The following is a 15,855-nucleotide window of genomic DNA, read 5'->3' on the forward strand; positions in this document are numbered from 1 at the left end:
CCCTGCTTTGCTTGTGACAGGATATATTTGACTGTCGTCAATTTTGCTACCGGTAATTGCGCCGGTAGCTCTTTGTTCATTTAAAAACATGAACGTTCTGTTAGCTTTATATCAGAGCGTCATTTTAAATGAACAGGGAGACGAAAAATGAAACGGCAAGCATTGAATTTGGCTGTCGCTGTTAGCTTGGGTTTGTCCGCAGGGGCGGTAATGGCTACGGATTTGCAGGACAGAGCCGGAACCATGTTTTCGGCGGTTCCGCAATATCCACCCGTCATTGATGGAAACGAGCTCACAGAAGCCAAACTGGATCTTGGCAAGATGTTGTTTTTTGAGCCGCGTTTGTCATCAAGCCATCTGATCAGCTGTAACACCTGCCACAACGTAGGTATGGGCGGGCATGACTACCTTCCCGTCTCAATTGGTCACGGCTGGCAAAAAGGGCCGCGCAACTCGCCAACGGTTTTCAATGCGGTGTTTAACGCCGCTCAGTTCTGGGATGGCCGGGCTGCTGACCTGGCTGAACAGGCTAAGGGACCCGTTCAGGCGGGCGTTGAAATGAGCAGCACTCCTGAGCGTGTGGTTGAGACTCTGAAGAGTATGCCGCTTTATGTTGAAAAGTTTGGCAAAGCATTCCCGGGCCAGGAAGACCCAGTGACTTTCGACAACATGGCCGTCGCGATTGAAGCGTTTGAAGCGACATTGATTACACCGGATGCCGATTTTGACAGGTTCCTGCGTGGTGATGCTGCGGCTCTGAACGAGCAGGAAAAAGAAGGCCTGGCGTTGTTCATGGACAAAGGCTGTGTAGCCTGCCATTCCGGCACCAACCTGGGTGGTCAAGGTTACTACCCGTTTGGTCTGGTGATGAAGCCTGGCGCCGAGGTTCTGCCGGTGGGCGACAAGGGTCGTTTCGAGGTGACTTCTACCGCCTCCGATGAGTACGTATTCCGGGCTGCGCCTTTGCGTAACATTGAGCTGACTGCCCCTTATTTCCACTCTGGTGTAGTCTGGAGTCTGGAAGAAGCTGTAGCGGTTATGAGTACATCACAGCTGGGTGCTGATCTGAAAGATGACGAAGTGAAGTCAATTACCGCGTTTCTGAAAACGCTGACAGGCAAAATTCCGGAAATCCGGTACCCGGAATTACCACCCAGCACTGACGATACCCCAAGGCCGGTATCGATGGTTCTGCCTGAATAATACGCACAGGCCGTATATAAAGGTAATTTCAAACCTGTAGTTTGAATATCCCGGGTAGATATTACCCGGGATATGATGACTCAAATATCGTGTTTGCTCATCCTTTCAAGTTTCTGAACCCAAGCAACACCCTTCTCAGGGTAAGTCTTCATTTACCTCCCTCCGCTAAGCAGCACAAAATTTTGGCCTGATTTATGCTGGCTTAAACTTCTCTATTCGGGTTGTCTTATCAAGGAGACCTTTCCATGCGTTTAATTTCGTTGTCTGTTCTGGCATTGCTGCTGCCTCTCGGTGCATCACAGGCTGGTGCGGCGGAAACACTGTATATGTATACCGAAAATTTTCCGCCCTATAACATGAGTATTAACGGGCGCGCGTTTGAACATAGTGCTGACAAGATTGATGGTATTTGCATGGAAAGAGTGCAGGCTGCACTGAATCAGTCAGGGTATGACTACCGAATAAAGCTGCGCAACTGGAACTACGGTTATAACCGAGCTCTGAGTAAAGCCAATCACGGTATATTCTGTACCACCTATACAGAAGATAGGGCCCCCATGTTCAAGTGGGTGGGGCCGCTGGCACAGAACCTGTGGACTATTTTTGCGCCGGCGGGGAGTACCTTCAAAATGAACCGACTGGAAGATGCCAAGGGCAAAACCATAGGAGGTTATCGCAACGATGTCAGAAGCGAATACCTCTTGAAGCGCGGTTACAAGGTGTCCGTGATCGATAGTGATGACCTCAACCCGAAGCGTCTGGCCCTGGGCCAGATTGATCTGTGGATTGCAGAGCGGCTTGGAGGACCATACATGGCTTCCCAGCAGGAGATTGAAGGACTGGTGCCTGTGTATTCGTTCAACGACGTTGATCTGTACTTGGCGATGAGTCCGGATACCCCCGACCAGGTTGTTGAAGATCTGAATAATGCCCTGGAAACGATCAGGGAAAACGGTACTTATGATGCGATTGGGACCAAGTACGGTCTTTGATCATCCGCGCCATCTTTAGTTAATTCCAATGACCGGCTGGGCTTACCTGGCCGGTAAACTCTATGTTCGCCCCTACCTCTTACCCAGCCTTACGAAAACAAACAGTTTTTTTGTAATACAAAGGCATGCAATTCGGTAAGCTCCCGTCGCTTAAAATCCTAAATTCGTTCGATATTTTGATAGAACGATGAACGTTTATCCGTGATAAAGGAGACTATCTGTGTTCAAGCTTGGTCGTTTGCTAGGGCTTATGGTTGCGCTTTCGTTTGGGGGGATCGCATCTGTATCCGCCTCTGAAAAGTTGTATTTCTATACCGAGAACTTCCCACCCTACAACATGAGCGCGTCTGGTCGAGCGTTTGAGCATCAAGGGGAAGATATTGATGGCATTTGCACTGAAATGGTAAAAGCCATTCTGCAAGCGACGGACCTGGATTATGTGATCAAATTGCGTAACTGGGACTATGGCTATAGTCGAGCCTTGAATAAGGCCAATCACGGTGTTTTTTGCACGACTTATACCGAAGCTCGTGCACCAAACTTTAAATGGGTTGGGCCTTTAACCAAGAACCTGTGGACCATTTTTGCTGCCAGTGGATCCAACCTGAACATTGAAAAGTTGGAAGATATGAAAGGCATGACGTTTGGAGGTTACCGTAACGATGTCATGACCGAGTATTTGCTTGAGCGTGGCTATAAGGTATCCGCTATCGAAAGTGACGACCTGAACCCCAAACGTCTCGAGCTTGGCCAGGTTGATGTGTGGATTGCTGACCGTCTGGCAGGGCCTTATTTCGCTTCTCAGCAGGACGTAGAAGGGCTGGAGCCGGTTTATTCGTTCAACGATACTGAGCTTTATCTTGCGATGAATCCTGATACTTCTGAAGACATCATACGGAAACTCAACGAAGGTCTTCAGAAGATCAAGAGCAGCGGAATGTATGAAGCTATAGAGACAAAATACGGTCTCTAAATTCCAGAGAATTACCAAAACTATCCCGGGGAGTTCCCGGGATAGTTCCGCAATTAGATGAAAATCATAGCGTCTGCTCTCAGCTGCATCAGGTTTTTGCTGGGGCTCAGCATACTGCTGGCGTGAGCCTGAGCTCTTGGCAACAGGCGCTCGTAATAAAATTCCGCAGTGGCCAGCTTGGCTTCATAGAACTCCTCGGATTCATCGCCGCCTTTGTCCAGACGATCTGCCGCGACCGCCGCTTGCCTTGCCCAGATATATGCCATGGTCACGTAGCCGCTGTACATCAGGAAATCGTAAGACGCAGAGCTGACAATATCGCGATCCTTGCGGGCTGCAAGCATGATTCGCACCGTAAGCAGGTTCCATTGTGCTGTGAGCTTGAGCAGATCCAGGGCAAGCGGGCGCAAACGGCTGTCTGTCAGTTTTTTGCGGGCAAAGTTGGCGATTCGGGCGGTGAAGTCACGAACAGCTCCACCTTTGGTACTCAAAAGAACCTTACGGCCAAGTAAATCCAGCGCCTGAATACCGGTGGTGCCTTCATAAAGTGTGGCAATCCGGGTATCGCGCGCGATCTGTTCCATGCCGTGTTCGCGGATATAACCGTGGCCACCAAAGACCTGCATTCCAAGGTTGGCAGCTTCATTCCCCAACTCAGTGAGGAAGCCTTTCAGAATTGGTGTCAGGAAACCCAGCTTGTCATCGTATCTGGCTGCTTTTTTTGCATCTCCGGCGGCGTGGCCTTCAACCATATGGTCAGCCAGACGGGCGGCGTCATAGAGCATGGCTCGGCCACCTTCCGCGATGGCTTTCTGGGTCAGCAGCATGCGGCGTACATCGGCGTGGTGAAGCAGGCTATCCGCCACCTGCTCCGGTTCCTTCTTGCCGGAGAGGGCGCGCATGGAACGGCGCTCCCTGGCGTATTCCAGGGCCCATTGGTAGGAAAGCTCCGCGGGCCCGACCCCCTGAATGGCGGTACCGATACGCGCTGTGTTCATAAAGGTGAACATGCATTCCAGGCCTTCATTTTCAGGACCGATCAGGAAGCCGACTGCTTCGTCAAAGTTCAAAACGCAGGTCGCGGAAGCCTTGATCCCCATTTTCTTTTCCAGGCTGCCACACACCACCGTGTTGCGCTTCCCTGAATCGCCGTCTGCACCTGGCAGGAACTTTGGTACGATGAACAGACTTATGCCCCGGGTGCCTTTGGGCGCATCCGGCAGGCGCGCCAGAACAATATGGACAATATTCTCGGTAAGATCATGGTCACCGGAGGATATAAAGATTTTGGTGCCGGTCACCTTATAGCTGCCATCAGCCTGGGGTTCGGCTCTGGTTTTTATTTGCCCCAGGTCGGTGCCGCATTGGGGTTCGGTCAGGCACATGGTGCCGGCCCAGCGGCCTTCTGTCATGGGTAGCAGATAGGTGTCTTTCTGATCGTCGGAACCGTGGAGGTAGATGGTATTCATTGCACCCATGGACAAGCCTGGGTACATGGAAAACGACCAGTTTGCCGTGCCCATCATTTCCTGTTTCAGAAGTCCCATGGAAGTGGGCAGACCTTGTCCACCATATTCTTCCGGTGCTGAAAGGCCCTGCCAGCCACCCATTACGTACTGGTTGTAAGCTTCTTTGTAGCCCTTCGGGGTGGTTACCACGCCGTCTGTCAATGAGCAGCCTTCCTCATCGCCAGACTGGTAGAGTGGGCTTAGCTGCTCTTCGCAGAAGCGGCCGCATTCGGTAAGAATGGCGTCAACGATATCCGGCGTTGCGTTTTCACCGCTGGCCAGCGAGGCATAATGCTTCGGGTAATCAAACACATCGTTGAGCAAAAATTTCATGTCCCGCAGGGGTGCCTTGTATGCCGGCATAGGTGTTCCTCTGTACCTGCCTGGAAATCTGTTTCCGGGCATTGTCTATCGTAAAGTTGCCTGGAGTTTTACGGCATTTCACGTCCGGTTCCATTGACGAAAAGCGCTAAAGGCCCTGTCAGTAAAGACAGTCTTCGGGATACACCGGAGGCGGGCGTTGATCGAAGATCACGTTTCTGGCGTATTGAAGTCGTAAGATTTTTTTGTGAACAGTGGTCGCCCGCCTCTTTCGAGAAGGGCTGTGGAGAAGCCGATGAACAGTGTAAAAAATATGCAAAACCTGCGCTCTATGATTTCCAAAGCCAACCGGCGCTCTATACTCTTGCTGATAGCAACCTTTGCTTTGTTGGGTGGCTGTTCGTCGCCAGCCCTGACAGACTACGCAGAGCGCGGCCCCAAGCTGGTTCCGGAGCAGTTCTTTAACGGTGAACTTTCCGCCCGCGGTGTGGTCAAGGATATTTCCGGGAAAGTAATCCGTACCTTTGATGCGGACATTACTGCGTCCTGGGACAGCGCGGGTGTGGGCACTCTGGACGAGGTATTCCGTTTTGATGATGGCGAAGTGCAGACCCGCGTCTGGACACTGACGCCATCGGAATCCGCTGACAGTTATCATGCCGATGCTGGCGATGTGGTTGAACCGGGAACCATGCGCTGGAGTGGTAATGCTATTCATATGAATTATGTGCTCCAGGTGGCTTATGGTGACGGAACCCTGGATGTACGGATGGATGATTGGATGTATCTGGTGACACCTGACACCCTGATCAATCAGACCACCATGAGTAAATGGGGGGTTGATGTCGGTGAAATTGTTCTGGTGATTCAGAAAAACTAACGCCGGCGCTAGCTGGTTTGTCTGTTGGAAAATTCTATGTGGAAACAATGGCTGATCGGTGTCGTACTGGTCATATTCGCAGTTGGCGGCGCTGTGGCTTATCGTACTCTCAGCGCTCCATCTCAGGTGGACTCATCTGACGAGCGGCCAGCCAGCGTGGTTAACACTGCGCTCCCCGTAACTGAAACGGTTCGCGATCAGGTTGGAGCAGTTGGGAGCCTGAAAGCCGCGAACGCCGTTGAACTGACCACAGAAACCAGCGGCCGCGTGGTGTTGATAGAGCTGCGTTCTGGCCGTCACGTAAAGCAGGGTGACTTACTGCTGCAACTTGATGACCGGCAGGCGAGAGCAGATCTGGGCGTTGTTGAAGCACAGTTGGCCGATGCCCGGCGAAAGTATGAACGGGCCCGTAGTCTGAGGGACAAGAACAGTATCTCCCAGTCGCTTGTTGATGAACTTCGAACCGCTGTTGAAGTGTCTGAGGCGCAGCGAACTGCTGCGCAGGTCCGGCTTGAAAACCATCGTATCAAGGCGCCTTTCTCTGGGGTGATTGGCCTCAGTGACATTGATATCGGTGCCTATATTACCGCAGGAACCACCGTAACAACGCTGGATGTGGTTTCCCGCATGGAACTGAACTTCTCCATTCCGGAGCGGTTTCTTGGCGAGATCAGTCCGGGCCAGAGGGTGCAGGGAAAATCTCCTGCCTATCCCGAAGAGGTTTTTGGTGGCGAACTGGTGGAGCTGGGCTCGCGCATTGATCAGCTCAGTCGCTCATTACCCGTTCGTGCACTGATTGATAACGCCGAGGGCAGGTTACGTCCCGGGCAGTTCATGTCAGTCAGCCTGACATTACGTGAACGACAAGCGTTGGTGATTCCAGAGCAGGCTGTCATGCTGCGCGGTGCTGAACAGTACGTTTTTGTGGCAGAAGATGGTGTGGCCCGGAGAGTATCTGTCACTCTGGGAACGCGTATGCCCGGTCACGTAGAAGTTACGCAAGGCCTGACCAAAGATGACCCTGTCGTGGTGACCGGTCAGGACCGGCTCAGCAGTGGCGATCCAATCCGGGTGATTGATGATGAGAACGCCATTCCGGATAATCGCTTTGCCCAGTCAGTGGGTTCCTGACTGTGATCCTTTCAGATATCTCCATAAAGCGCCCCGTTTTCGCAACGGTACTCAGCCTGCTGATTGTTGTGTTTGGCCTGGCGGCTCTGATGGGGCTGCCGGTGCGGGAATACCCTGATATTGATCCACCTGTGGTGTCGATTTCTACCGATTACACAGGCGCCGCTGCGGAAGTGGTGGACACCCAGATCACCCAGGTGGTTGAGGGTGCGATCAGCGGAATCGAAGGTATCCGTTCTATTGAGTCGTCGACCGAGCAGGGCGAATCACGAACCAGTATCGAGTTCTCCACGTCCCGGGATGTGGATATTGCAGCCAACGATGTTCGCGATGCTGTGTCCCGGGTTGCAAACCAGTTGCCTGATGAAGCGGATCCACCTGTTGTTCGCAAGGCGGACTCTGACGCCCGTCCAATGATGTGGGTGACGCTGCGCAGCGATGTATGGGACAGCGCTGAGCTTAGCGATTTCGCAGACCGTGTTCTGGCTGACCGCTTGTCTGTGCTGGATGGTGTCGCCGATGTACGTATTGGCGGTGAACGCCGTTATGCAATCCGGGTCTGGCTCGACAGGGAGAGACTGGCGGCGAGAAATATCACGGTGGCGGAGGTGGAAAGTGCTCTGCGCGCCAACAACGTGGAACTGCCTGCCGGCTCGGTGGATTCGTCCACCCGGACATTTACCATCCGGACCGAAGGTCGGTTATCCACAGTAGAACAGTTTCGCGAGCTGGTTATCCGCAGAAACGACAACGAATTGCTGCGCCTTGGAAGTGTTGCCAATGTGCAAATGGGTGTCGAATCGGACATCAGCCGTCTTCGGGCCAATGGCCAGACCGCCATTGGCATGGGGATAATCCGGCAGTCCAAAGCCAATACCGTTGCGGTATCCGACGCCGTTAAGGCAGAACTGGAAAAAATCCGGGAAACCCTGCCGCCGGAAGTCAGCATTGCTGAAAGCTACGACGAATCCATCTTTATACGTGCCTCGATCAAGGAAGTGATGACCACGCTTGCGATAGCCGTAAGCCTGGTAATCCTGGTGATCTTTCTCTTCCTTCGTTCCTGGCGAGCAACCCTGATTCCTGCGATAACCATTCCGGTTGCGGTAATTGGCGCATTTATCGGTCTGGGCTTTCTCGGTTTTTCTATCAACGTATTGACGTTATTGGCAGTGATTCTTGCCATCGGCCTGGTTGTGGACGACGCAATTGTCATGCTGGAAAACATCCAGCGCCGGATTGATGAAGGGGAACCACCTTTGCTGGCGGCATACCGTGGCGCTAAACAGGTCGCTTTCGCAGTAATAGCCACCACACTGACCCTGGTGGCCGTGTTCGTACCCATTTCGTTTATGGGTGGCAATATTGGTCGACTGTTTGCCGAATTCGGTTTCACGCTTGCGGCTGCCGTGGTGGTGTCCAGCCTGGTTGCGCTGACACTGGCACCCATGCTGTGTTCGAAATGGCTCAGGCACAGCCCGGAATCGGTTGAGGGACATGGATTCTGGTCAGCCAGTGAAAAAGTTCTGAACGGTCTGACCCGTGGCTACGAACGGCTGTTGGGCTTTTCTCTCCGTCAGCCCGGGTTGTTGCTTGGCCTGGGGGTGGTTTCTCTGATCATTACCGCCGTCATTTACCCGAAACTGCCGCAGGAACTGGCACCGACAGAAGATCGCGGTGTGATCATCATGCCGGTCAGCGCTCCCCGGGGCTCAACGGTTGAGTTTACCGATCACTACGTACGTAAAGCAGAAGAGCAGCTTATACCTTACCTGGAATCCGGCGAAGCCAGCCGCCTGCTTTCAATCGTCGGTTTTCGTGAGGAAGAAGATAGCGCGTTCATGATCATGGGACTGGCACCCTGGGACGAGCGGGAGACCAAACAGCAGCAGATTACCAGTGAGCTCCGGGAAAAATTAAGCCAGGTTACCGGCACCCGAATTGTAGCGGTAAACCCGCCGGGATTGGGCCAGCGGGGATTTAACCAGCCTGTGGAGTTTGTTGTTGCCGGCCCGGATTATGAATCTGTGCAGGAATGGAGTGATGAAATTGTTGCCCGGGCAAAAGAGAACCCGAATCTGCTGAACCTGGAAACGGACTTTGAACTGACCCGACCGGAACTTCGCCTGACGATTGATCGTGAGCGCGCTGCCGATCTGGATATCACCGTTGCTGATGTGGGCCTCACCCTACAAACCATGCTGGCATCCCGGCAGGTGACCACGTATCTGGATCGCGGCCGTGAGTATGATGTCATAGTGCAGGCGGGTGATGCAGATAGAGCAACGCCGGATGATCTGGGGCAGATTTTTCTGCGACCGAGAGAAGGCGGCACACTAATACCGCTCCAGGCGCTGGTGTCGGTTGAAGAACTTGGTGCCAACCCGGATTTGCGGCGAATCGACCGACTGCCAGCGGTGGTTATCAGTGCCTCACTGGCGGATGGTTATGACCTGGGCTCGGCGCTGACCTACCTGAACAACCTGGCTATGGATAACCTGCCGCCGGAAGCGAGGCTAAGCTACAAGGGTTTGTCCCGGGAATTCGAGGAATCCTCAGCTGCAATCTACGTGACCTTCGCCCTGGCATTCGTGATTGTTTTTCTGGTTCTGGCAGCCCAGTTTGAAAGCTGGATTCACCCCTTGATCATCATGCTACCGGTACCTCTGGCTGTAACCGGCGCATTGCTGTCTCTCTGGTGGAGCGGCATTAGTCTTAACATATACAGCCAGATAGGCATCATCATGCTGCTGGGTCTGATGGCAAAGAACGGTATATTGATTGTTGAGTTTGCCAATCAGCTCAGGGATAAGGGATACGAAGTAAAGGATGCCATTCTGCAAGGCGCCAGTCTGCGATTCCGGCCGGTATTGATGACCACGATTTCCACCGTTTTCGGGGCCGTGCCGCTGGTCATCGCAACGGGAGCTGGCGCAGAAAGCCGTGCAGCTATCGGTATGGTGATCCTTGGTGGACTGATTTTCGCCACCACCCTGACGCTGTTTATTATTCCCGTGCTTTACAATCTCCTGGCACGATTTGCCAAATCGGCTAACAGCGTAGAGCTGGAGCTGGAACGCCAGGCAACAGGAACAGCCGGGGGGGCAGGGAGGGCCGCCGCGCCAAGCAAACGGGCCGACGATTTCTGATTGGCGCGCTTGGGTCAGATTGTGGCGGGGAAGTAGAGTTGCCCGTTAAACACTTCGTCCGGGTGCACATCCACACAGAAAACCTGTTGACCGGATTCCGTCGGCAGAGCTGTGGACAAAGTAACGGTGCGCCGGGCGTCAGGCAGAGCGACATAGGGTCGCGAGCTGTTGATATGTTGTGGCCGTTCCTGTGCGTTACGGAAATATTCCCGGTGGCCCCAGCTGGCACCTGCAGAACGGTATAGAGGGTTGAACCCACCAGGTGTGGTGTCCTGGCCGGCATGTGCGAGATTGCCTTGCTGGATGCCGTTGCTGTCGAGCAAAAAGCAGCGTTTGACACCGTCCATTTCCAGAAGGATTCTACAGGTTTCGTTGAACGGCTGGTTGCGCACGATCCGGTGACATGCGTCCATGATTTCGAAGTGCAGTAACCTCAGGTAACTCTCTTGATCCTTACTATCCTGTATCCACCATTCTCGTGAGTCAGTCACTACAGAGGCTAGCCTTGATTCCGATCGCTCCACGGTTTTTTTGGTGATGGCTCCGGGCCGGGCAAACAGAAACCCTTGCAGCAGATCCGCTTCGGTATCCAAAGCGATTCTGGCCTGAGCGCCATTTTCAATGCCTTCCAACAACACCAGACTGCCGCTTTCGCGGATCATCCGAACAAGGCTTTCCAGGAGCAGGCGGGCCCTATTATTGTGTTCCGCATTCACCAACAAACTACGATCCAGTTTTACGATCAGAGGATTGATCCGCCACAGGCGTTCGAAGTTGGAGTCGCCCATACCGAAGTCATCAATGGCAATCTGGAAGCCAAGCCCTTTGGCTTTGTGAATAAACTCCATCAAGGCCCCCGGGTTATCCGAGGCCGTTTCAACCAGTTCCAGAACGACTTTTTCAGGGCGTGTACCCATGCGCTCGCATTGCTGAGCGAGCCGTTCCAATGAAGCTTCCGGGTCAGTGCAGGTATGGGGGTTGATGTTCAGGAACAGCCATACCGGATTGTCGCCTGCGGAGAAACCGGACAGGTGCAAATTCAGCAGGTAACGGTCAAGCTCCGGGATCTGATCGAGGTTCGCTGCCTGTTCAAAAAGGTCTATAGGCGAGACAGGATGTTTGTTTCGGCTTACCCGGACCAGAGCCTCGTAACCAACCAGTTTTTGATGGGTAGGGCTGAGTATCGGCTGGTACACCGATTTGAAATCATGGGTGTGGATAATTGCGGGTTCTGGCGCGTGCTTGCCGCTGGTATGGTTCATGCAGGCAAGTTGGACTACTTTGCTCATGATCAGGAATCTCTGATTCTGTTAGAGCCGTCCTGGCCAGGAAATAAAATGGTTGAACAGATCTTACTAGCGAACCTCATGCCAAAAATTTGCAAATAGCTGATAATATTGGCATTAAACAGCCACTTTTTGCGGGCACCATAAGCGCCCGGCACAAATTCAGTGCATGTTCGGCAGGGGTTGCTGAAACAACGCACCAAAACAGGGTGACTCATGGCTATACACAGTCAGTTCCGTTTGCTGGGGCAGCGGCGCTTTTTGCCGTTCTATCTCACCCAGTTTTCCGGTGCGTTTAACGACAATCTCTATAAAAATGCTCTGCTGCTGCTGGTTACCTATCAGACCACGGGTTTGCTCGGGCTTTCAGTGAACACGGTGGTCAATTTGGCTGCTTTCCTGTTTATCCTGCCTTTTTTTCTGTTCTCCGGTATTGCCGGGCAGATGGCCGACCGCTATGAGAAAGCTGCGATTATCCGCAAGGTGAAGCTGGCTGAGATAGGCATCATGACCCTTGCCGCACTGGCGCTCTGGTTTGGCTGGTATGAAGGGCTTCTTGTGCTGTTGTTCCTGATGGGTACCCAGTCGACGTTTTTCGGGCCGGTAAAATACGCCATTTTGCCCCAGGTACTTGGGGATGATGAGCTGGTGGGAGGCAATGGCCTGGTCAGCATGGGCACTTTTGTGGCCATTTTGCTCGGCACTATCGCGGCGGGTTTGCTGATGGGCCTGGAGGCTGCGGCAAAACTCACGGCCCTGGGCGTGTTGTTGATGTCTATTCTGGGCTATCTGGCTGCACGACAGATACCGGCAACCGGCACCGGTAGTAACGGGCAGTTGGTACGTTTGCGTCCGGTTCTGGAAACCTGGCGCCTGATGGGGGTAGCGGCTGAACGCAAGCCGGTGCTATGGGCAATTTTGGCCATATCCTGGTTCTGGTTTCTTGGCGCCGCCTACCTCACCCAGTTTCCCAACTTTGCCCGCAGCAACCTTCAGGGTGATGAAACCGTGGTCACATTGTTGCTGTCCATGTTTATTGTGGGCATCTCTATCGGCTCGGTAATGTGTGAACGCCTGACCCGGCATCGCATCACCCTGGCGCCGGTGCCCTGGGGGGCTCTTGGCCTGAGCCTGTTGGGTGTGGATCTGTTTTTCGCAGTGCCGGCGAGCCTGGAGCCATCTACCTGGTGGACGTTGGTGACCGACCCGGCGTACATCCGGGTATTGCTCGATCTGGTGGGCATTGGGGTTTGCGGTGGTCTGTTTATTGTTCCCCTATACGCTTTTATCCAGCATGAAACCCCGGAACACAAACGGGCGCGAATCATTGCAGCACTGAATGTGATTAATGCACTGTTCATGGTGGTGAGTGCGCTGGCGGGCATTCTTGTGCTCGGAGTTCTTGGTGTGGGTATTCCGGGGTTTTTCCTGCTGCTGTCTTTGGCCAACGGGTTCGTGTTGATTGCCGTATGGCGTCTAAGGGCAAGAACCGGCGCAGGATCTGTGGATAATTAGTTGAATAAGCTGCGTATAAGCTTTGGATTGATTTTTTAAAAATTAATTAAATCAATAATTTGATTCGCTCCAGGGCCTCCCCGATTAGACCCTGTTAATGTGGATAACTTTATTGATAGTTTTTATGAGAAGAGCCGGCCAAGCTAATGAAAAACCGGTAAATTCGGTTTTCAATACAGAGGAAGTCGGTACATAGAAGGAGAGGTGCAGGGTGGCAACACACCCTGCGTCTTTTATCTGAAGGCACTTCTGGTTAAAATTTGCACATCCAGACTGCATTTTCCCGGGTGAAACGTTATACTCGCCGCCCTGTTTTTATCCCCCGAATTCCGAGGTGAACTGTGGATTTTCCAACGCGTTTCGATGTCATTGTCATTGGTGGCGGCCATGCTGGTACCGAAGCTGCACTTGCGGCTGCGCGCATGGGCTCGCAAACCCTGCTGCTGACCCACAACATCGAGACCCTCGGCCAGATGTCCTGTAATCCGGCTATCGGGGGTATTGGTAAAAGCCACCTGGTTAAGGAAATTGACGCTCTTGGTGGCGCCATGGCGCAGGCGACCGATAAAGCCGGTATTCAGTTTCGCGTACTGAACAGTCGCAAAGGTCCGGCTGTGCGTGCCACCCGTGCCCAGGCCGACCGGGTTCTTTACAAGGCGGCTATTCGCCATACGTTGGAAAATCAGCCCAACCTTACCCTGTTTCAGCAGGCCGCAGACGATCTGATTGTGGAAAACGACCAGGTTACCGGCGTTGTGTCCCAGACGGGTATCCGGTTCAATGCCAAAACTGTGGTACTGACCACCGGAACCTTCCTTGGTGGTGTTATCCATATTGGTATGCAACACCACGCGGGCGGCCGGGCCGGCGATGCGCCAGCCAACGCGCTGGCTCAGCGTTTGCGGGAGCTGCCATTTAACGTGGGTCGGCTAAAAACCGGTACACCGCCGCGCATTGATGCCCGCAGTGTCGACTTTTCCGTGATGCAGGAGCAGTGGGGTGATAGTCCCACGCCGGTGATGTCCTTTATCGGCAGCCGGGATCAGCATCCCGAACAAGTCTGCTGTTACGTTACCCGCACCACTGCTCAGACCCACGATATCATTCGCAGTGGCTTTGACCGTTCGCCCATGTTCGGCGGCAACATTGAAGGTGTGGGTCCGCGCTACTGTCCGTCAATAGAAGACAAGGTCAACCGCTTTTCCGACAAGGATTCGCACCAGATCTTTGTGGAACCTGAGGGCCTGACCACCCATGAGCTATACCCCAACGGCATTTCTACCAGCCTGCCGTTTGATATCCAGTTAGCGGCAGTCCGCACGATTCCGGGTTTTGAAAACGCCCATATTACGCGCCCTGGGTACGCCATCGAATACGATTACCTGAACCCGCAGGATCTGCGCCATACTCTGGAAACCAAGTTCATTCAGGGTCTTTATTTTGCTGGCCAGATCAACGGCACGACCGGTTATGAAGAAGCCGGAGCCCAGGGTCTGCTTGCGGGCATTAACGCCGCCCTGCGCTCACAGGAAAAGAGTGAATGGTATCCACGCCGGGATGAGGCTTATCTTGGTGTGCTGGTGGACGATCTGATCACCATGGGCACCAGCGAACCTTACCGCATGTTTACCAGCCGCGCCGAGTACCGCCTGATTCTGCGTGAAGACAACGCTGATCTACGATTGACCGAAACCGGCCGCAAACTTGGCCTGGTGGATGATGAGCGCTGGCAGAAATTTAATGACAAGTTCGAGGCTATAGGTGCTGAGCGTAAACGCCTGGAATCCACCCGTATTCATCCTGCAACCGAAGCGGGCGAGCGCGCCAATGGCTTTCTCAAGCAACCGATGACGCGTGATCATACCCTGGCAGAGCTACTGCGGCGCCCAGAGGTTGTGTACGGCCATATTGCCGAGATTGGTGCTGCCCAGGCGGATGATCCGGTTGTGGCGGAGCAGGTGGAAATCGAGATCAAATACGAAGGCTACATTTCACGCCAGACTGAAGAAATTGAGCGCCTGCGTCGGAACGAGAACACCGAGCTACCCATAGATCTGGATTACGATGTGATTGGCGGCCTGTCCAATGAGATAAAACAGAAGCTGAAAGAGGTGCGCCCCGAAACGGTGGCCCAGGCCTCGCGGATCCAAGGGGTTACGCCAGCTGCGATCTCGCAGGTTCTGGTGCACCTGAAAAAGCGCGAGCTTCTGCGCAAACAAAGCGCCTGAACATAGCCATGACTCAAGTACTCTGGCAACGCCAGCTCCGGGAAGGGCTGGAGGCGATGCAGGTTTCCCTAAGCGACGAGCAGCAACACCGGCTGCTCGCATTTCTGGCCCTGCTCAATAAGTGGAACAAGGCGTACAACCTTACGGCTGTGCGCAACGAGGGGGAGATGGTCTCCCGACAGTTGCTCGACAGCCTCAGCATTCTGCCTTGGGTAACTACAGAGCACTTGCTCGACGTGGGTGCCGGCGGAGGCTTGCCGGGTATTCCTCTGGCTATTGTTCTGCCAGAAACGCGCTTCACCCTGCTGGACAGCAATGGTAAGAAAACCCGCTTCCTGAATCAGTGTGTGCTGGAGCTGGGACTGAACAACGTGGACGTGATCCATGGCCGGGCCGAAGACTGCAAGCCGAAACAACCCTTCAGCCAGATAAGCAGTCGAGCGTTTACCGCGTTGGATAACCTGGTGGGTTGGTGTGGCGATCTGTTGGCAAACGGAGGCAGTTTCCTTGCCATGAAAGGCCAGTATCCGGATGATGAGGTAGCTGCCCTTCCTGCCGGTTGGCGGGTATCATCCAGCCATTCCCTTGAAGTTCCAGGCGCTGGCGGTGAGAGACACCTGCTGGTCGTGACCCGAGCAGAGCAGTAACTGTATTCAATAATAAGGAGGC

General features: G+C 53.6%; 11 protein-coding genes. 9 read left to right on the forward strand and 2 right to left on the reverse strand.

Annotated elements, in window-relative coordinates:
- Window positions 1-210: 210 nt before the first annotated feature.
- From Q4606_RS13880 to Q4606_RS13890, 3 genes are all read left to right on the forward strand, one after another.
- Window positions 211-1,203: a cytochrome-c peroxidase gene (locus Q4606_RS13880; RefSeq protein WP_303595483.1), complete on the forward strand. Its 993-nt coding sequence runs from the start codon at window positions 211-213 to the stop codon at window positions 1,201-1,203.
- 245 nt (window positions 1,204-1,448) lie between these two features.
- Complete coding sequence (locus Q4606_RS13885; protein WP_303595161.1) at window positions 1,449-2,195, forward strand: ABC transporter substrate-binding protein; 747 nt, start codon at window positions 1,449-1,451, stop codon at window positions 2,193-2,195.
- A gap of 220 nt (window positions 2,196-2,415) precedes the next feature.
- Window positions 2,416-3,168, forward strand: a complete 753-nt coding sequence (locus Q4606_RS13890; RefSeq protein ID WP_303607883.1) for an ABC transporter substrate-binding protein — start codon at window positions 2,416-2,418, stop codon at window positions 3,166-3,168.
- Between the two features lie 53 nt (window positions 3,169-3,221).
- Here the strand turns inward: Q4606_RS13890 and Q4606_RS13895 are convergent, their stop codons facing one another.
- Window positions 3,222-5,039 (reverse strand): acyl-CoA dehydrogenase C-terminal domain-containing protein, encoded by a 1,818-nt coding sequence (locus tag Q4606_RS13895; RefSeq protein ID WP_303607884.1) that lies wholly within the window; start codon window positions 5,037-5,039, stop codon window positions 3,222-3,224.
- Between the two features lie 289 nt (window positions 5,040-5,328).
- Between Q4606_RS13895 and Q4606_RS13900 the strand changes: the two genes are divergently transcribed.
- Genes Q4606_RS13900 through Q4606_RS13910 form a run of 3 tightly spaced genes read left to right on the forward strand, consistent with a single transcriptional unit; the run spans window position 5,329 to window position 10,157 of the window.
- Window positions 5,329-5,877 carry a DUF3833 domain-containing protein gene (locus tag Q4606_RS13900; protein WP_303607930.1) on the forward strand — a complete coding sequence of 183 codons (549 nt, stop codon included), beginning with the start codon at window positions 5,329-5,331 and terminating at the stop codon, window positions 5,875-5,877.
- A gap of 36 nt (window positions 5,878-5,913) precedes the next feature.
- Window positions 5,914-7,008 carry an efflux RND transporter periplasmic adaptor subunit gene (locus tag Q4606_RS13905; protein ID WP_303607885.1) on the forward strand — a complete coding sequence of 365 codons (1,095 nt, stop codon included), beginning with the start codon at window positions 5,914-5,916 and terminating at the stop codon, window positions 7,006-7,008.
- A 2-nt stretch (window positions 7,009-7,010) separates the two neighbouring features.
- Window positions 7,011-10,157, forward strand: coding sequence for an efflux RND transporter permease subunit (locus Q4606_RS13910; protein ID WP_303607886.1), 3,147 nt, complete (start codon window positions 7,011-7,013; stop codon window positions 10,155-10,157).
- A gap of 14 nt (window positions 10,158-10,171) precedes the next feature.
- Here the strand turns inward: Q4606_RS13910 and Q4606_RS13915 are convergent, their stop codons facing one another.
- Window positions 10,172-11,446: an EAL domain-containing protein gene (locus Q4606_RS13915; RefSeq protein ID WP_303607887.1), complete on the reverse strand. Its 1,275-nt coding sequence runs from the start codon at window positions 11,444-11,446 to the stop codon at window positions 10,172-10,174.
- A gap of 213 nt (window positions 11,447-11,659) precedes the next feature.
- Here Q4606_RS13915 and Q4606_RS13920 point away from each other — a divergent pair, with 213 nt between their 5' ends.
- The 3 genes from Q4606_RS13920 to rsmG all read left to right on the forward strand — a co-directional run bounded on the left by Q4606_RS13920 (window position 11,660) and on the right by rsmG (window position 15,833).
- Window positions 11,660-12,958 carry an MFS transporter gene (locus tag Q4606_RS13920; protein ID WP_303607888.1) on the forward strand — a complete coding sequence of 433 codons (1,299 nt, stop codon included), beginning with the start codon at window positions 11,660-11,662 and terminating at the stop codon, window positions 12,956-12,958.
- A 341-nt stretch (window positions 12,959-13,299) separates the two neighbouring features.
- Complete coding sequence (gene mnmG, locus Q4606_RS13925) at window positions 13,300-15,186, forward strand: tRNA uridine-5-carboxymethylaminomethyl(34) synthesis enzyme MnmG (RefSeq protein ID WP_303595151.1); 1,887 nt, start codon at window positions 13,300-13,302, stop codon at window positions 15,184-15,186.
- 8 nt (window positions 15,187-15,194) lie between these two features.
- Window positions 15,195-15,833 carry a 16S rRNA (guanine(527)-N(7))-methyltransferase RsmG gene (gene rsmG / locus Q4606_RS13930; protein WP_303607889.1) on the forward strand — a complete coding sequence of 213 codons (639 nt, stop codon included), beginning with the start codon at window positions 15,195-15,197 and terminating at the stop codon, window positions 15,831-15,833.
- The last annotated feature ends 22 nt before the right edge of the window (window positions 15,834-15,855 follow it).

Origin of the sequence: Marinobacter sp. 1_MG-2023, assembly GCF_030549045.1 — a bacterium.
Lineage (GTDB): Bacteria > Pseudomonadota > Gammaproteobacteria > Pseudomonadales > Oleiphilaceae > Marinobacter.